The organism is Ohtaekwangia sp. (genome assembly GCF_036568665.1).
Lineage (GTDB): Bacteria > Bacteroidota > Bacteroidia > Cytophagales > Cyclobacteriaceae > Ohtaekwangia.
Genome location: NZ_DATCSD010000118.1, coordinates 1 through 18,678 on the forward strand (window position 1 = coordinate 1; position 18,678 = coordinate 18,678).

At 43.1% G+C, this 18,678-nt stretch carries 13 protein-coding genes; 1 reads left to right on the forward strand and 12 read right to left on the reverse strand.

Annotated elements, in window-relative coordinates; translation table 11 throughout:
- From VIN08_RS06270 to VIN08_RS06305, 8 genes are all read right to left on the reverse strand, one after another.
- Positions 1-248, reverse strand: a 248-nt coding sequence (locus tag VIN08_RS06270) for a hypothetical protein (protein ID WP_331961860.1), incomplete at its 3' end; no start/stop codon positions are given.
- A complete protein-coding gene (locus VIN08_RS06275) occupies positions 245-817 on the reverse strand; it encodes a DUF4255 domain-containing protein (RefSeq protein WP_331961863.1) in 573 nt (190 codons plus the stop codon). The genes VIN08_RS06275 and VIN08_RS06270, both read right to left, overlap by 4 nt.
- A 400-nt stretch (positions 818-1,217) precedes the next feature.
- Entirely contained in the window at positions 1,218-3,308 is a 2,091-nt protein-coding gene (locus VIN08_RS06280) for a T9SS type A sorting domain-containing protein (RefSeq protein ID WP_331961866.1), read from the reverse strand.
- A gap of 179 nt (positions 3,309-3,487) precedes the next feature.
- Positions 3,488-4,231 (reverse strand): DUF7281 domain-containing protein, encoded by a 744-nt coding sequence (locus VIN08_RS06285; RefSeq protein ID WP_331961869.1) that lies wholly within the window; start codon positions 4,229-4,231, stop codon positions 3,488-3,490.
- The gene (locus tag VIN08_RS06290) at positions 4,195-4,353 is read right to left on the reverse strand and encodes a hypothetical protein (protein WP_331961872.1); all 159 of its coding nucleotides are present in this window, start codon (positions 4,351-4,353) and stop codon (positions 4,195-4,197) included. The genes VIN08_RS06285 and VIN08_RS06290 overlap by 37 nt, the downstream gene beginning before the upstream one ends.
- An 18-nt stretch (positions 4,354-4,371) precedes the next feature.
- Positions 4,372-8,052 carry an ATP-binding protein gene (locus VIN08_RS06295; protein WP_331961875.1) on the reverse strand — a complete coding sequence of 1,227 codons (3,681 nt, stop codon included), beginning with the start codon at positions 8,050-8,052 and terminating at the stop codon, positions 4,372-4,374.
- A complete protein-coding gene (locus tag VIN08_RS06300; protein WP_331961878.1) occupies positions 8,027-8,575 on the reverse strand; it encodes a condensin complex protein MksE in 549 nt (182 codons plus the stop codon). The genes VIN08_RS06295 and VIN08_RS06300 overlap by 26 nt, the downstream gene beginning before the upstream one ends.
- Positions 8,576-8,629: 54 nt before the next feature.
- Positions 8,630-10,261, reverse strand: a complete 1,632-nt coding sequence (locus tag VIN08_RS06305) for a hypothetical protein (RefSeq protein ID WP_331961881.1) — start codon at positions 10,259-10,261, stop codon at positions 8,630-8,632.
- Positions 10,262-10,698: 437 nt separating this feature from the next.
- On the opposite strand from VIN08_RS06305, the gene VIN08_RS06310 reads away from it, so the two are divergent.
- A complete protein-coding gene (locus VIN08_RS06310; RefSeq protein ID WP_331961884.1) occupies positions 10,699-13,206 on the forward strand; it encodes a phosphocholine-specific phospholipase C in 2,508 nt (835 codons plus the stop codon).
- 297 nt (positions 13,207-13,503) lie between these two features.
- Here VIN08_RS06310 and VIN08_RS06315 read toward each other — a convergent pair whose 3' ends face one another.
- From VIN08_RS06315 to VIN08_RS06330, 4 genes are all read right to left on the reverse strand, one after another.
- On the reverse strand, positions 13,504-14,418 hold the full coding sequence (locus tag VIN08_RS06315) for a DUF6268 family outer membrane beta-barrel protein (protein WP_331961887.1): 915 nt from the start codon (positions 14,416-14,418) through the stop codon (positions 13,504-13,506).
- Between the two features lie 116 nt (positions 14,419-14,534).
- Positions 14,535-15,275 (reverse strand): SDR family NAD(P)-dependent oxidoreductase, encoded by a 741-nt coding sequence (locus tag VIN08_RS06320; RefSeq protein WP_331961890.1) that lies wholly within the window; start codon positions 15,273-15,275, stop codon positions 14,535-14,537.
- 5 nt (positions 15,276-15,280) lie between these two features.
- Positions 15,281-17,494, reverse strand: a complete 2,214-nt coding sequence (locus tag VIN08_RS06325) for a hypothetical protein (protein ID WP_331961893.1) — start codon at positions 17,492-17,494, stop codon at positions 15,281-15,283.
- Positions 17,442-18,590, reverse strand: coding sequence for a hypothetical protein (locus tag VIN08_RS06330; protein ID WP_331961896.1), 1,149 nt, complete (start codon positions 18,588-18,590; stop codon positions 17,442-17,444). Before VIN08_RS06330 ends, VIN08_RS06325 begins: the two co-directional genes overlap by 53 nt.
- Positions 18,591-18,678: the final 88 nt, after the last annotated feature.

The following is an 18,678-nucleotide window of genomic DNA, read 5'->3' on the forward strand; positions in this document are numbered from 1 at the left end:
GGTGACTGCGGTTGCAAGGCGAACGAGAACCGGGTATACAACTCCGGTAATTTCAATGCGGTCTCATCACTCTTCACAGGAGCAATTACCAGTAACTGATTTCGCACCCTGCGCAACTGATAGCCCATAGTATTTAACAACTGCTGCGTTTCGGGCAAGGGTATAAATACTATATCACGCCATTGTGACTGGCTGAAGTATGTATTCATCACTTCGATTGAAAACAATATTTGATAACGCACCGTCATGATTTGCCTGACAATTCCGTTGTAATAGTTTCGATTAGTTTACCTTCGAGTTCCGGAGTATTTTCATCTTCTACTGCCAGTTGCCGTACTTTATACATTACCGATGGAAGATATTTTCCACCGAGTGTACTCCAGATATGGTTGATCTGTTCGAAGTTGAGTGAGAAGAGATCGACATTGATCAATTCAATTCTGCTATCGAGTGACGGATGTGTAAGGGGTGTAAAGTAATTCTGCGATTGAAAGAATTGCATAATATAGGCCACCATCTTCAGGCTATCCGCATACAAAGTCATGTTGGCAGCTATCAGTATATAGATATTCACAAACACCGGTGGGTTTTTATAGATCACCGAAGTTGGTGTTTTGGTAAAGTTCTCCCGGATCTTCGCGACTTTATCTTCCTCTACGTTGATGAGCGAGAGTATAACTTTATTGGCGAGTGACTCTCCCTCCGAGGCTTTCACAATATTTCCGAGTACCAGGCGTGCATCGGTATTTACACCAAGCTTCTGATTCAGAAATTTATTGATCTCGGTAGACAAAAAGGTTAGAGACTCACTGATCATATATACTATACTTACAAAATGACAAACGGGTATCCTATTGCAACATTTCTGTTACATCCTATAATCACTACGCCACATGCTTTCATTTTGATTCCCGATGAGCTTCTATAATTCAACCAACAGTTTTTTGGGGAATCGGTGTCGAATATAGCAAAAGAAATTTCTGCAACAATCGTGAGCAGCTATACTTTTAAACCGTTGAAACACTCATCGCTATATTACATTTGAAGCATGATCTATACTATAATTCTGCTATACGGACGGTAACTCTACTGATCTATACAACATTACATCCCGCTGGTATAACTTGAGCATGAATACGCGCAACTTATTGTTGCGACAATTTATAGTTCAATTCTAACATCATTATGCGATATTCCATCACCTGCAACAATCACATTTACTTCACTTCCACCAACGATGTTTTAATAACGTCACCTACCGATACCTTTAGTATATATAGTCCGGTTTTTTGTCCGGATAATTCAAAGTGATGCTGTCCGGCAGTATCAACCTTGCGGGAGAATACACTTGTCCCGTTCATATTCATCAGGGTGATCTCCGCAGGTGTTTGCCACGATTCATCGCTTTGTATATCAACCGTTAACCTTTCTCTTGCCGGATTCGGATAATTGGCGATACGATATATACCATAGTCGCGACAGGTTTTGCGAATGGACGTTTCCGGGAGCAATCGCAACAAAACTCCGGGTTCGGTCACACGCGCAGTGATCTCCTTGTTTAGCGGTGCCGTAAAAGATTCTTTCCATATCACTTTTCCTTTTGCATTTACCAATGCCAGTATAAATGGAATCTTCTCCTGCTTATCGGTTTGCACTTCGAGTCGGAAATATTTCTCGCGCGGTTTCATATCGAACTGCACTGATGTAATACCCTGCGAAACCAGTGAACTCTCCAGTTCTGCTACCTTGGTATATCCTTTATCGTTGCTTACACTTGTAACCAGTGTATAGGCAAGTTTATCAGGAAGACCGAACGAAGCCTCGAAGGGTTTCGAAAATTCTTTTTGCCAGGAAACTATACCGGCCTTATTGATCAGCGATACCTGGAACTTTGGTCCCGGGCACAGTTTCGGAACAGGACATATCGGATCAATCTCCCAATGTATATCTATACCCGTCCAGCACCAGTCACGATCAGGTGCGTAGGGATATATACTTACGTTATTGAAATTCCAGAGCGGACTTGGTATAACAGCCATGGCACAGGTAAATGCGTCTTCCCTGCCAACAGCATATCCACTGGCAGAATGTAATGTCCATGCATGCCAGCAACCAACACTGCCCAGGTAATTCTTGATTGTTTCACCGCCAGGTGCCGTGATATTGGTAAAGGTGAAGGTCGTGCTGTTATATTCATACGCATAGTCACCGGCATCCGTATCGGGTATAATGAGAAGATTGCCATTGCGCACGCCCAGCCAGATGCCTGTCCAGATCTTATCTTCCAGCCCGGATAATCCGGTGAAGTATGTCACCGTAGTTCCATTATACTTATATATTCCCTTGGAGCTATCCGGAAATTCAGCAGGTATATAAATAGCATTGTTATATACCACCGGCACAGAGCCATATACAGGATTGGCTCCATCCGGCAATCCGATGGTTGAAAGCACTCCGCTTTCATATTTAAACAGATTCCCCGGCAATACAGGTTCATATCCTTCCATAAAATATAGCGCACCATTCCAGGAGAACATAGCGCTAAAGAACGCACCCACTTCATCGACCAGTGTAACCAGATTGACGCCATCGAAATGATACATATAATAGCCCGGTATACACAAGAGTATATTTTCAGTGCCCGGTGTAGCTACAATCTCATATACATCCAGGCTGGCGAGTGGCGGCAGCATCAGGCTGGTCAATCCATCGTATCGGATTACGTGCGTGTAGTAGTCTGTTGCATTATCAACATAAGATACATACAGATAAGAAGCCGCTGAAAAGAGTTTCATATTAAATCCATCGGTAAGTGGATAAGTAGCAGCTACTGATGTCGTAGTACCATTATAGGCCAGTAACTCCAGCCCGGTACTGCTTCGGGTAAGTATATAGAGTTGACCGTTATATACTACCGGGTTCGACACCGGCTGACCGGGAAGTGCTACAGAAGTAAAAGTGCTTCCATTAAAGTTATACAAGAACTGCCCGGACGAATTTGACAACGTAACAAAGAGCTTCGACTGGAATGCAACGAATGGCTCCTTGAACTGATATTGCGTATATACTCTGGTTGCCTCTCCACCAACAGCCGGGTAATTGTATTGGGTAACCGTAGTACCATCATACCCCTTCAGGTAAGTAGCTCCGGCCTCTGCTGTATATAGCTTGTCATTATAAAATATACTTTTAAAATCCCGGTCTGTCATTAAATCAAGACCGGCTACGGGGTTCACAACACTTTGTGCCGATGTCTGCGTCATAGCGAGACAGGCCACGAGCAAAATTGAGTAGCATACACTTTTCATACAGGGGATTTTTTTTAAAGTTCGACTAACGGTTTTACCTGCAGCAGAGCTGTAAGCAAGAGCAAAAATCCTTTGCAGGAGACGTGAAATCAATGAGGGATAGACGAACTTGATACCGTTATTTAACGGTATTTATTTTAGATGCCATCAATGTTAAAACATTTGTGACTGGATAAATACTATTCCGGAATAAGTATTTCCTGGGCAAGCCCCTTCTTAATTCTTTTGATCAGAAGTATCAGGTCCTTTATTTCAAGGTGCTCTTCAAAGGGATAGTTACTTAACGATTCAATTTGTTTTTCATACAAATCCCTTTCTCCATGCCGCGACAACAACGATTCTATATTATCAGGGATAAGGAATTTACACCGATCTGCTCCAACCTTATTTTTAAATTCAGATACGTATATATGCAAACCTTTCGGATCAAAATCTCCAAAATGTATATATGGATTAGGTATTTGATTAATCCAGGAACTTATAGATATACTATTCTGATATCGCCATATAAAGAGCGGCTTTATACCCTCGAAGAGATAACGTTGTTTATTAATTTCAAGAAAATTTTCATAACCCTCAACTACAACAACTGTGACATCCGCGGGGATCGTGAAATGCTCATAATCTCTAACAAATACAAAACTACCCTGTGTTGGTTTAAGATTGATTATCTCATGATGCAGATTCCCGATTATATTATCATAACAATTCAACAAGAATCCTTTTACCAGTCTTACCTGTTTTACTTTAGAATCTGAGGCCGCCTTGACTGCTTCACTCCTTGTCGTGTCTTCACTCTCTAATAGTTGGATGTACTTTTCAAGTGATGGAATCTCAAACTTATTGTGAAGATATTGATCTATATATTCCTTGACCGGACAAAAGATCAATCTTCGTTGAATTCCAACGGGCCGATATTCCAAAACTCCATCGCGTAGAATTGTTCCAATAATCCACGACTGCCATCACGAAAACGTCCTTCAGGAATTGCCTCTCCTAAATACAACTGCCCAAGCAAGCGGGCAAATGGCAACGTTATGATCATGGTGATTCTGATTACATATCAAGGCTCTATACTCATCGTAAGCAGCGGCACCACTTTTACATAGCCGTGCTGGTCCTTTCTGAATTTATAGGTATAGTTATAGTGTGTTTCGAGTTTGCTTTCGTTAGGCAAACCATTCACTAAACAGATGTTACGTTCTTCGGCAAAGTTGATCAGCTCTTTTAAGTATGACGCAGAGATCTGTCCTACTTCGTCAATGATACAATGTACATAGAAGTTGCGTGCTGTCTTCTCGGTAGATTCTTTAATGAACACATTGAGCAGTGTAATATAGATCACGGCCTTCACCAGCATATCTGTTCCGGTGGAACCGACCTTATCAATCTTCTCGATCCAGCCGGTATCATTTCTACCTTCTTTAATCCGGAAGCGTAACTCGAACAGATCCTGTACGCGGATCTCTTCGTACTTCTCTTCGCTGATTGTTTTTTGAAGATCGTTGAGTAACTCAACCGAGCGTTTATCGATCTCGGCTTTTGCTTTGTTAGCCTGGTTAAACAAATTTGCTTCTCCATACAGGAAAGGATTTTGCTCTCTGAACTCCGCTATCTTTTGAAGCTTGCGCAATACCTTATTCTCGCTGTCTTCTGATTTGAGTTTTATATACTCGATCAGCTTCGAACTCTCGAAGGAAGCTCTGCTAAAGTCTGCTTCCATTTTTGTGATCATCTTCTGGATGCGGCCTTTGTGTTCGATCAATGCTTTCATCTTACTCGCGATCGCATCGATCAACATACCGTGGCTCTTCGCTACTTCCGCTATAGAAGTTTGTATCTTGTTTTCGTTATAGAAATCCTGCAGATATGCCGCGAAGCGTTCATACTCTCCTTCTCCTGCCTGCGCATTGATCTTGAAGTTCAGGTGATTATCCGGACGGAAGCGACCGGTAAATTCAGTTACATTGTTTCTGAATTTTTCAAACTGGTTATGATACTCGGTATCATTGGCAAGTAATTGAGAACACAAACCGATAATACCTGCTTCCGAATGTTCTGCCGGTGCAGGCTCAATGATATGACGAAGCCTGTCGAACAATGCGCGCTCTTTAAAGTGCCGCTCGAAGTGGTCGAGGCCATCAGTATATTTCTTGAGTGTCTCGTTTAATGTGCGACCATCTTCTTCGAGTTGTGTTTTCTTCTTGGCATAACTTTGTTTCTCACTTACAAACTCTTTATCCGATTGCCGGATCTTGTCTTCAAACTTTTCGCGTTCGCGTTTAAACTCTTCTACCTTATCAAACAGCTCGCGCTTGTCTTTTCTATAATCATTGATCAACTCGGCATGCTTCTCTAACGACTGGATAGCTTCTTTTGTAGCATCAATCTCTGTTTTCAGTTTCTTGATGCGGCTGTCATCTATACCTTTTGTCTTGAGTACTTTCGATTTTTCCTTCTGCAGCTTTTCCTTCCGCTCGGAATAATCGTTGACCTTTTCTTCTTTCAGTTCACGTAGTTTCTCTACTTCTGCTTCGAGTGCTTTGGTTGCCTTCGCCAGTCGTGCGTTAAAGTCCTGTTGCAGCGCTGCTATATCTTTATTCAGAACGGTATCCAGTTCACCAAGCGTTTGGCGGAGTGATGCTATTTCCTTTTTGATAGCCTCCTGCTCGGCATATACTTCCAGCAAATCTTTTTCGCGTTGGGCTTCGCCTTTACTGGTCCATTCGCCTAAATCAAGTGTATATTGTTTTTCTTTATGATCGTCTTGCGAGATCTCGTATTCAATCTGGGCAATCTCATTTTTCAATTGCGCAGTTTTCTTACCGATCGATGCCAGTTTTCCCTGCTCCTCGTGTGCCTGCGCTTCACGGAAGTCGAGGAACGCCTGGTTCAACTCCGCGATCTTGTCGCGATGTATACTTTTCTCCTGCTCGTACTCATCGAGTGTTTTAGAATATACCTTTACGTTCGACAGATCCAATTGTATACCATACAATGAATCAAGCCCGGCTTTCAGTGCCTTCGGACTCAACTCCTGGTTGAAGAGTATATCTTCGTTACATACTTTCCCAATCGTGCCGTGCCAATCCGGGTAATGTTCCTGCAGGAAGCCGAAGAATGCACTTTGGTGAACGGACAACTTCTCCTCTATTACCTTGATCTTTTCTTCCAGGGACGCTACTTCCTCTTTATTCTTCGCTATATATTGCTCGGAAGTAAGTTTGTTACGCTCGCGAATGTGGTCGGCTTCTTTCTTTAACGACTCGACCATATTCATCTTTACCGTATGAGCGGAGTTACGCTCTACTCGATGGCGCCCTATATCTTCCAGGTGTCCTTTCAGCAAGGCAATCTCCTTCTCAAAATATTTCTTTCTGCGTATATCTTTCTCGCGGAAGTCGGCATCCTTTTTTTCCAGCTCCTTCTGGTTGAGCTGTTGTTTATAGCGATCGCTCTCGGAAGCATATTGCTCTTTGCGTTCTGCTTCTTCCTTGCGATAACCATCGCGCAGGTTGTTCTTGTCCTCCTGGTATTTTTTGTCGAGCTGAAGTCCCTGTGAGCTCAGCACGTTTTCAAATTCCCTGCGTTCATTCTCCAACGCATCGAACAATGTCTTGAATTGTTGCTCTACATCACTGAAGCCGGCTGTCAGCGTAGCATATTCATTTTCACGCGCCTGCAATTGCAACATCAACTGCGGACGTTCTTCTGCTTTCGTCAGTAATTCTGCTATACCTTGTGCTTCGTACTCTTTCTGCTTCTTCTCTGCTTCGCGTATACGCGACTTCAATGCACCTATATCCTGGTTGATCTCTTTGTTCTTCTCCTGCTGTGCCAATTCTTTTTCGCGAAACTCTTTCTCAATGGCATCCATCGCCTCGCGCTTCTCGGTTACCTGTTGTGCGAGTAATTCTTTCTGTTCGGCAGCATACTTCAACGCACCACCCAACTCACCGGCGAGTGAACGCTGCTTGTTCTTGAGATTGCGGATCTGCGAAAAGTTATCTTTGATCAGATCGCCACGTTGCGAATTTTCTTTGCGGAAGAAGGTCTCTATATCCTGATAGCGCTCCGTAAACTGACGCAACTGACGCTCTACTGTTTTCAGCTCTATATTGGTGTGCTTCGTTGTGATGGAATTGGCTATACATTCTTTCACAAACTCTGCCTTGATCGTTGCCTCCGAACTGAGGAAGATGGAAGTAATGGCCAGCGGTATATTATGATAGTTGCTGTTACCTTTCATCAGGGCAAACTTCTTATACTTCTTATCCGGATCTGCACCGTAAATGATGTTACGATATCGCTCAAACGTTTCGATCTGATCGCTATAATTAACACGCTTCTCGTTAAACTTTACAAGCACTTGTTTCGGCAGCAACGCAACACTGTCATCGATATAGTGATCCTGTATAAATTCACTCTCCACAAAACGATAGAAGAGCTTGCTGTTCCTGTATACCATCACGTGAAACAGTCCCTCTTCGGTAGCTATTTCATAAATGATATAGGAGTTGGGATATTGAAAGTAATAATCTTCAAACGACTTCTGCGAACTGGATATACCCAGACCACGCGTGTTGGCACTATAGAAAAATAATATAGCACGCTGCAAAGTAGTCTTACCCATGTTGTTGGTTCCTACAAAACACGTGTTACCGGCTATCTCTATACTGGCATAGTCGGTGTTGGCTATATTAATAAATATGATCCGGTTAAGGATTCGTCTGTTCTCCATCATCTTCAATTGTAATCAGTGAAATAACCTCTTCGAGGTAATGAATGGCATCCATTACTTTATAGGTATCTTCATCTTCCTGTTCAAAAAAACCTCCGGTGGTTAAGTCACCGGCAATCTCCGTTACCTTGTCTGTCATCTTTTCTTTTCGCGACAAGGCAAACAGCTTTTGTTTTAGTCGTTCGTTGGCATAGCACTCTTCTGCTATCTGTGTAACACGATAACGCGTACCCACAGCGGGCTTCGTATCCATAGACGAAAAGAAATCCATCACATCGATGTAGTATGCAAACTGCTCGAGCTTCTTTTCCATCAGCGTGTTCGTCTCTTCCTGCTGGCTAAAGTAAAAGTAATTATGACCACGCTCCAGGTAATACCCGGTGTGACCAAAGAATTCTTTCAGTATGATAAAGTTGTCTTCATAGTTAATTACATCAAACAACTTACCCTTGCTCCCATTGGAACTGATAAAGTTTCCTTTACTGAGTATACTGAATATTTCCGGTGTCTGCTTGGGAATGTTCATGGTTTTGTAAGCATAAAGCTGAAAGCAAAAAGCCTAAAGCCTGTAACATATATATCAGCCTTGAGCCTTGAGCTTTGAGCTGCGTGTTTTTTTTGTTTTACTTTTTACTTCTGCCTTCTCTTCGGCAGTTTCTTCTGTTACCTGTACATCTATAACAGCAACTTCATCGGCAATAACTTTTTTGCTACGTTGCCTCTTAACTTTCTTCGGTATATCAACTTCGCTACTCTCCCTTTCAACAATTGGTTCTTCTATCAATACAATCTCCTCCAGCTTTTCACTTTCCACTTCAGGCAATTCACCTTCCGCTTTTGGCTTTACACTCTCAGACTTCCGCTTCTTGCCATTCTTCGGTATATCGACTTCATTATTCTCTATCTCAACGCTCGGCTCCTTTGCCAACACAATCTCCTCCAATTTTTCACTTCCAGCATTCGGTATTTCGCCTTCCACTTTAAGCTTTTCGCTTTCAGCTTTCTGCTTCTTCGGTTTGATCAGAGCATAGCCCACCCGTTGTTTCAGGTTCTTTTCATTGATGAAGTTCATCCTGCCAAAGCTGCCGGTGATCTGCAGCTTATCGTCATAGTCGATCGATATACCTACAAACAACGAGATACGTTTCTCCAATGAAAGCTCTCCTACCTTGTCAGGAAATTTATACTGCATTACAAACTGAAAGAGGTCTTCCTCTGTATGCATGAATTTTTCTACCAGTCCGGCAATGTTCAGACTTGAAGATTCTTCCAGGTTCTTATCATCAAAACCGGCTGCCATTTTTCCGGCAGGTTTCCGGTTGTTGTTACGCAACAAGTGCAGTTTAGCAGCCACTTTCTGCGTGAGCATATAGCCGTGATCCGAATGCAGGAAGTCGAGCGACAATCTTCCTTTCAGTGGTATACGTTTATGAAAGAACAGCGCTTTGGTGTTGGCTACTACTTCCACAAAGTTTGTTTTATACTTCAGCTCTTCGTAATCCTTCAGTTCCTTCAGTCGCTGTATCTTTTTATAGATCGCAGCCTGATGCTGTATCTTGTTGATGAAGTCAATGATCTGCGCCTGGATCTCATTGAGGTAATCGCGATTGCGCACTAAAGTATATCGCAGGTCAAGTACGATAGAACTTAATTCAGCATCCACAATGGTATTGAAAAATCCCTGTGCATCCGAGATAATCTGTTCCGACTCTTTGATCAGGTTAATGATATCATCGCGCTTGCGTTTATACTTATCCAGTTCCTGCAGCTTGATGATATAGTTGTCCTGGTTCTTGTACGTTTCATCAATGTTCTTGTGAAGCTTCATCACCTCGCGCGAAGTTGTCGAGTTGATCTTCTTCAGCGAACGCTTGATGTTGCGTAAAAATTTCGGATTGTTGTCGATGCGATAATACTTCAGTCCTTCATCCAACGCCTGAATATTATCGTTGATGAAGCTCGTGGTGACTTCACCGATCTCGAGAAATTCTTCAATGAAAGTTACTACCCGGTCATCGAGACCAATGATGTTGTTATTCTCGTGAATGATCTCATACATCACCAGTCGCTCGAGCTTCTCGTCCGTCATATCTTCACGGGCAAGTATCTCCGATTTGTTGATGGAGTCTTTGTTCCCGAAAAGCATTTCAATCACCTCTCTGTTCTGGTAGAGGAGATTGATGAGGTCTTTAATGCTTAACGGATTCTTCACTTCCTAAATTCTGGGCTTTTTGTTACTGGACCGGGCGGGACTTGTTTCGTCTCGTGTTTTGACTGCCATTCCTCAGCAGCGAATCTGCAAATATAATGAACTGTTAACGTTGAATACATCTTTTCGCCAAAGCCCTCAGCAGAAAATGATAAGCTATTGATTACATGAGAATTAAATGAAATTTGAAAATTGACGGATTAATAAAATTGTAAGATTAACAAGATTAGAAAATTGAAAAATAAATGAGATTGTAAAATTGGAAGATTGAAAAATTGTAAAATTAAAATACCAATACCTTCTGCCTTTCAATCTTCTTAATCTTACAATTTTCCAATTTTATTAATCTTCCTAATCTTCCAATCATGTTACCAAATTTTTAAATCCTTTGAGCGGTGGTATGTGTCACGGGAGATTGATATACTTTTAGTAAAATATTTATGGATTCACGCAGAGAATTTTTGAAAAAGGCCGCCATGTTGTCGGGAGCAGCTGGCCTCTCCGGTATACTTCCTTCTTCTATACAACGTGCCATGGCCATCAACCCCGAAGTGGGAAGTACATTTATGGATGCCGAGCACATTGTTGTCCTGATGCAGGAGAACCGCTCGTTCGATCATTGCTATGGTACACTGCAAGGTGTGCGTGGTTTTAACGATCCGCGTGCTATTCAGCTTCCCAATAAAAATAAAGTGTGGTTGCAGACCAATGCTGCCGGTGAAACGTTCGCACCCTTCCGGTTAAACATTAAAGATACCAAGGCAACATGGATGGGTTCGCTGCCGCATAGCTGGACGGACCAGGTAGATGCGCGCAACGGTGGCAAGTATGATCAATGGTTGCTGGCAAAAAAATCAGGACACCCGGAGTATGCTAACATGCCGCTTACGCTCGGTTACTATAATCGTGAAGATATACCATTCTATTATTCATTGGCAGATGCTTTTACCGTGTGCGATCAGAATTTCTGTTCATCACTGACGGGCACTACTCCGAACAGACTATATCTGTGGACGGGCACCATACGCGATGAGCAAACCAGTAAAGCACAGGCAAGGGTTCGTAACTCCGAACTGGATTATGATGTGCCTGCCCAATGGAAAACTTTTCCGGAGCGACTGGAAGACAACGGTATATCCTGGAAAATATACCAGAACGAGATCAGTGTAGGTGTAGGATTTAATGGCGAGGAAGATGCATGGCTCGCGAACTTTACCGACAATCCTATTGAGTGGTTCACACAATACAATGTGAGATTCCTGCCGGCCTATATGAAATTTATGCCGACAAAAATTAATTTGCTCACACAGTCTATCAAAGAACTCGAAGAGAAGATCAAGTCACTTCCTGCCGGCAGCGAAGAGCTGGCAAAAACACAAAGAGACCTGACACAACGGAAGGGCTGGCTGCAGATGACTATCGAAGAGCAGAAAGTGTGGACTCCGGAAAATTACAGCAAGCTATCGCAGCGCGAGAAGAACCTGCACGAGAAAGCATTCACCACGAATATAAATGATCCCGACTATCATACACTCACATCACTCACGTACCAGGAAGGTGGCGAAACGCGTGAAGTAAAGATACCGAAGGGAGATATACTCCATCAGTTTCGTGCTGATGTAAAGAATGGAAAGTTACCAACCGTATCCTGGTTGGTGGCACCTGAGAATTTCTCCGATCACCCGGGTGCTCCGTGGTATGGCGCATGGTATGTATCGGAAGCAATGGATATACTTACCAGCAACCCCGAGGTGTGGAAGAAGACTATATTTATACTTTGCTACGATGAGAACGATGGTTACTACGATCACGTTCCGCCATTTATACCGCCACATCCGGCACAAGCCAACAGTGGCCTTGTATCAAAAGGTATAGATACCGATGTTGAGTATGTTATGCTGCAGCAGGACCTTCAGCGCAAACCCGCGAAAGAAGCACGCGAAAGTCCTATCGGTTTAGGATATCGCGTACCGCTCGTAATTGCATCCCCGTGGAGTCGTGGTGGTGTGGTAAACTCGCAGGTATTCGATCATACCTCTATACTGCAGTTCCTCGAAAAATTTCTCAGTAACAAGACGGGTAAAAAGATTACCGAATCGAATATCAGCGAATGGCGAAGAACCGTGTGTGGTGATCTCACGTCTGTCTTCAAACCATACCATGGAGAAACCATTGCGCTGCCTTCCTTCCTGGAAAAAGACGAAGTGATTGAAGGTATACATAAAGCGAAATTCAAAAATGTACCCTCCGGGTATAAATCACTTTCGAAGGAAGATATAGCAGCACTCAATCGCAAGCCACAGTCTTCTGCGTTTATGCCGCAGCAGGAAAAAGGTATACGCGCTTCGAATGCGTTGCCGTATGAACTTTATAGTCACGGGCAGTTAAGTGCCGATAAGCGTTCATTCCAGGTACAGCTTGAAGCAAGGAATGAAGTATTCGGCAATCAGGCAGCAGGTTCACCTTTTACTATATATAGCAACAACGAAAAAAATCCACGTGCTTACGCAGTAAAAGCTGGCGACCACCTGGCGGATGCATGGTCGCTGGATGAGTTTACCAATGGGCAATATCATTTATCGGTGTATGGCCCGAACGGATTCTTCCGCGAATTTATTGGCGACAGTAACGATCCGATGCTGGATGTATTCTGCGGCTACGAAAAGAAAGGGAAAGCGCTTACCGGAAATATAGTATTGAAAATAGCGAATACCGGTTCGAAGTCCTATACTATAGAAGTCCGCGACTTGTCTTACAACGGCAAACCTCAAAGTAAAACGATCGCTCCGAAAAACAGTATATCAATTATACTCGACCTGGCAGGCAGCCATAGCTGGTACGACTTCGGTATAACGGTGAAAGACAGCGCAACATTCGCCAAGCGATTTGCCGGTCGTGTAGAAACAGGGAAGACCGGATATACTGATCCGGTGATCGGCCAAGTATAACCTGGTATATATATAGCGGTATAAAATAAAAAAGCCCTTGCGTGCTTACGCTCACAAGGGCAAAAACCATCACCCTAAAACACCCCTCTACAAGGTGACCCTCTATCCGTTTGATGGTTTATTTACTTTTGCCCGAACCACCGGAATATCAAAAAATGGTTCGAAGACTGAGATCTTAAAAAATCAATTTCTCAATTGTCTTGCTATATTACGAAATTGTGAAGCGCGATAGTATACGCGATGTGGAGATCAGCGATATACCGGCTGAATGTATAGACGAAAGATGTGAAAATGTAATTATATACGGGGCGGCTTCACGTAAAGCTCCAGCGTAAATACGGCTCCCGAGTTCTTCACGGCATATATATCGGAAGGCATCTGGCAGGAAAGATTCTGGCGATAGCCTCCGAAAATCTCCGCTCCCATCAGCTTATTGAATTGCTTGTTATAGGTAACACCGAAGTCGATCTCGGTGCGTCTGAAAGGGCTCGACTCTTTATCATCATAACGGATGTAGTAACTCCGCGACATCGCTTCTGCTTTTATATAGATAATATCCGAAGGTGTAAGGTTATTTCTCCACGCGATCTTTTGGGGCAGCGACATCTCGATTCCACTGCGGGAAGAGAAATTATAGTTCATCATTAAAACCGGCATAAAGGTATAGGAATTGAACAGGCGGTTGGCAACAAAGCCCGCTCCCACTTCTTTGCGCGATGACTTTCTTTTTAAATATAGTGCGCACAGGGTAAAGTTTGCAGGCACGCGGCTATCGCCAATTGCATTAAGATTGCTGCATTGATTAGCATGTAAATTCGCAACAAGCCACGAAGTTGTATCCAGTGCAACGACTGATTTAAGATCAAGGCCCAATGAACGCAGATTCCAGTTCGAAAATGCTTTCAACGGGTTTTCGCCGTTGCCATGATAAGCGAGTTGCTCGGTTCTATACTGCGGCCCTGCTATAACACGAACGCGCGGGCCCATATATACCGGCAGCCACACCTTCATATATACATCTTCCTGGGTATAACTTCTGGCTTTGGTATGAGGCGTGCGAAACATTCTGTCAGGTGCCTGAGTATGTTTTAGTGTGATCCACTTAGACGGGCCCATGCCGGGTAAACCGGGTTTATAATCCTGTGCTGAGACACAAGATATATTTATACAATAGAGTATAAGTACAACAGTAATGACAGCTAACAGTTTCATATTTCTTTATATTAATTACGAATATAAAGTAACTGAATAGCCTTTGAATGATTTCAGCGTTTTACGGGCAATCCTGTAAGCGTGTAATAATTGTTATAGGGAAGAAATAAAAAGACCTATGGAAGTTTCGCCACCAGTTTTTCCGGTAACAGGCGAAGGATGTGATAGATGATCTTCCATTTGAATCCCGGCACGATGACGAATGAACTTCCGGGCTTTACAACAGACTTCGCAATAAATTCAGGTTCCAACATGAGTGACTCCGGCAGATCAAGTCCGGCCGTCATTTTACTGCGTATATAGCCGGCAACAATCACGTTAACGGCAACACCACGCGCAAAGAGATATTGCCGCATGCCTGCCAAGTACTGTGTAAATGCCGACTTGGTACTGCCATAAATAAAATTACTTTTTCTTCCGCGCACACCCGACAGGGACGAGAGCCCTACGATGCGTTCGAGATGGTGATTTTCTTTATCCATCGCAACGATATTCAGAATTGACACTGCTCCGCAATAATGTACTTTCATCATCTGAAATGCTCCCTCCCAGTTAACCAATGCTTCTTCATTATTCTTCAGAAAACCGGCCGCATATACTACTATATGTGGTTTTACCGGGAGCGTGCGATAAAAATCTGCATGTGTTTCAAATGCCGTGGCATCAAAATATCCTACATCTACCTGACTTATCGGTAGCTTTCGGGTGACTATAAATTCTTTCAGTTGCTCTACGCTGCGTGATGCCGCGATAACATGATAGCCTTCGGATATATACTGTGCCATCGCTTCTTTGGCAACGTCCGAGTTGGCACCGAGTATTAAAACTGTTTTAGAACGAGAGGATACAGATTGCATGCTTACTATAAATTACCGGTGGCAAGATCTCTCAATGTTAAGCAATTTCTGCGTGCATAGAAATCTGTTTTATTGCACTTTTCATATTGCAAGGCATACATCCGCACATCTTTAGGTTCACTCGTCACAATAATCATGTAGAGTATCCTGGCCCGGTTCTCGTCAGTCTTTTCGTATGGCAATGCTTTTTTATAATACTCCAGCGCCCTGGCATGCGCCACGCTATATACATCTTTTACCATCGTAGCAGAACCACGGCCATAACTTACCATGAACCAGCAGTTATCAGTAAAATTATACCAGGCGTTTGCCAGTTGAAGATAGTTTTCCCTTCGTTTGGACGGATCGCGTTTTGCCTCTTCTTCCAGTGTATACATTCTCTCTACAATTTCACGCTTGTTATAAGAACGCATCGTCTCTTCTGTTTCAAAGAGATTCTCATTTTCAGTGAACGGGTCGCGATCGATATTATAGGTAGCATTGCCAAATGTAAACCAGAAATCATCGGGTATATCTTTCAAGGCTCTGCGGGCATTGTTCAGATCACCCTTGCGAAGATACTTGGCGGATAACAGGTCGAGCAGATAGTACTTATGACTATAGGGCTTTAACAATATTTCCTCCAACGCATTTTTATCGGCACGATCATATAGATGAATAAGCTTCTCTACATCGGCCGGTGTAGCATATTGATCGAGATAACTTACCATAGAGTATTCAAAACTATACGGATGACAATAATAGCAGAACTCATTCACCGCAAAATTATCGAAGAGGCCAGCCAGGTGTATCATCCCCTTCTTCGCAAAAGTATATCGCAGATAGGAACTGATCGAATAAAGCGTTTTCTGCGATTCAAACTTTTGTGCACGCTGATCTACCAATTGCTTCAGCCATATACCTATATCTTCCTGCACGGACGATTTGGTTATATCTTTCGTCTGTGTTGCCAGAATTATTTTGAATACCGTGTGCTGGTATATTTCTTCAGGGCTTTCAGGTTGGGCTGCTTTGATATATACAGCAGCATTGGCAGCATCGCCCTGCATCAGGTATAGGTAGGCCATCGAAAAATTATAATATATGGAACTCCGTTGCTCCAGTGAATGCATCTGCTTCACTGCCTTTGTAATTTTTTTCAGGTATTCAAAATCAGATTGCCAGTTTTCCAGGAGAGGTTTCTCCTCATTGTTCCAGAAATAATACCAATCAGTAGCGATAGGACTATTGGCAAATTTGGTAGAGCCCAGCCAGTCTTCAAGCTTATTAATCTCGCGACTGATCAATAATGGTAAATGTTTGTGATCCGGTGCCAAGGTATATACCTGACTGATACCTTCCAGCGATTGCCCGGGATTTATTACCTCGCGTAACAGGTATAGATCGGCACGTTCGCCATCGTTCTGTGCCATCGACAATACAGCATCAAAATTCTTTCTGGAAAAGAAATCTTTGGACACATACATTTTATTGGTCGAGTGCGAGAACACCAGCGCATGCAGGTAGTTGGCGGAATCCGTTTTCTCTTCCTGCTCCAGCTTTATCGATTTATAGTGCATTGCCCACCAGTCGAGAACAGTTCGATTTTTTACCGGTTTGAAGTATGTGTTGTATACCTGGTTAAAGGCTTTGCTACTGGTAGAATAAAATAAAAGCCTCAGCAATTGAAATGCATACTTCTTCTGAAAGAAAGAATCCTTCTCTTCTTTTAGTATATCCGTTACCTCACGAACCAGCGCATCGAACTCCGCGGCTTTCTTTTCATCTATGCGCTGCTCATCCCATATATATCCATAGTACGAATGCGCCTCACTCCGTATAGCTATATCAAAATATTTTTTAAATGCAGGTCTTCGCTGTATTTCCTGGTAGAAAGCGTTATGCTGCATCGCAGAGTCCGTCAGGCTCCCGAAGAGACAGTCTACCACCACAGCTGTATCGACTGATACTTTCATTTGCTGCATCCACTCTCCAGCCAGTATAACCTCATCTTCATCGGAGCTCACTCTTCCATCGAGGTAATTATATTCACTGGTATAGAAGAAACTCCACCAGGCCTTATCCTGAAGTATATCCGGATTAAAAAGCATATAGCGCATCTCTTCATGCCCGGGTACAAAACCACAGGCATTCACACGGCTTCCTGTCGGGATCAGGAAGAGCAGGCTAAAAAGAATCGAATATAGCTTTGATCTCTTTCGAATGGTGTTGAAAATCATACGTGTTTAAATGATAGAGGCTCAGAATTGCATCAGGATTATTTTTATGTACTGCCAGCCAGGAAGCCAGTTCCTGTACTTCTTCCAGGTCGGCTTGCTCAAACCGTATCTCATCGCCCTTGCGGATATAGATACTGTTATGGGTATAGCCATAGACAAAATCTGCCAGTATCTTTACCGTTGTACGATCTCCGTCCGGAGCACCTATATTCGATGCATAATTCTCCCGGAGGTCTGTAGCGGAAAGTATATTCGTAAGCTTTCCCTCTCTATATAGCAGTGCCCACTCAAAAGTAGGAAGCGCATAGTCCAGCGGTAATGGATAAGGACTCGCATCGAGATATTTCATGATCTCCTCTTTATCAAATATAGAGTTTACCGTTTTTACATCTTTCACATCTCCGGCATTGTAGCACATGAGCATGCCGCGCTTTACCGGTGGCACTCCGGCTTCTTTCGGATATTTATACTGGTATAGCCGTATGGTGGATGTGATTGCCTGATCCGGAAAGAGCTTTTTCATTTCTTCGAGAAAGGCAAAGTAATTTTCGCGCGTGCTCCCGGTCCAGTCGCAATCAAACTGAATCTCTTTTATCTTCTGCAGGTTGGCATAGAAGATTGAGTCATGTTTCTTTAACTCGTCCAGGTTGGATTTGATCGTATAGGGATTATGTTCCCACCAATCGTCATCATTTTGAAAGTCTGCATACGTGAGGAAATCCTGCAATCGCCTCATAAGCTTGCGCTTTGTCTGTCGGGCAAGCTCGACTGACTGTTCCTTCGTAAGATGTTTGAATGTTTCGTTCGTAATAAAAACTACCGGCACAGCTCCCGGTATATTTCGCGGATAGTAGTATAATCCATTGAGAGGAGACACCGGTACTGCAGCGTTGGCCGACTCACTCCAATCTATATCAAAAAAACGGATATAGAGTTTATTTATCTGAAACGCATGAAAGGTTGAATCATTCCACTCGAAGTTAGCCATATCCGTTTGCCAAAAGTAAAACGCATTGGTCGAGGAGAAATCAGCAGGACGATCGGTATTACAGGAAGCCAGTAACACCACCATCAAAACACCATACAATCTATACATAGGGAGACGCGAATCAGATAGCTCGCTGATTCTAAACGTCAAGATATATTCTTATTTTATAATAGCACACAATTTCTTTTTGGTTCAA

Excerpts from the sequence above, each read along its gene's own strand:
- VIN08_RS06275 (WP_331961863.1), bottom strand. The coding sequence starts at position 817 with ATGATCAGTGAGTCTCTAACCTTTTTGTCTACCGAGATCAATAAATTT.
- VIN08_RS06280 (WP_331961866.1), bottom strand. The coding sequence starts at position 3,308 with ATGAAAAGTGTATGCTACTCAATTTTGCTCGTGGCCTGTCTCGCTATG.
- VIN08_RS06290 (WP_331961872.1), bottom strand. The coding sequence starts at position 4,353 with ATGATCATAACGTTGCCATTTGCCCGCTTGCTTGGGCAGTTGTATTTA.
- VIN08_RS06295 (WP_331961875.1), bottom strand. The coding sequence starts at position 8,052 with ATGATGGAGAACAGACGAATCCTTAACCGGATCATATTTATTAATATA.
- VIN08_RS06300 (WP_331961878.1), bottom strand. The coding sequence starts at position 8,575 with ATGAACATTCCCAAGCAGACACCGGAAATATTCAGTATACTCAGTAAA.
- VIN08_RS06310 (WP_331961884.1), top strand. The coding sequence starts at position 10,699 with ATGGATTCACGCAGAGAATTTTTGAAAAAGGCCGCCATGTTGTCGGGA.
- VIN08_RS06315 (WP_331961887.1), bottom strand. The coding sequence starts at position 14,418 with ATGAAACTGTTAGCTGTCATTACTGTTGTACTTATACTCTATTGTATA.
- VIN08_RS06320 (WP_331961890.1), bottom strand. The coding sequence starts at position 15,275 with ATGCAATCTGTATCCTCTCGTTCTAAAACAGTTTTAATACTCGGTGCC.
- VIN08_RS06325 (WP_331961893.1), bottom strand. The coding sequence starts at position 17,494 with ATGATTTTCAACACCATTCGAAAGAGATCAAAGCTATATTCGATTCTT.
- VIN08_RS06330 (WP_331961896.1), bottom strand. The coding sequence starts at position 18,590 with ATGTATAGATTGTATGGTGTTTTGATGGTGGTGTTACTGGCTTCCTGT.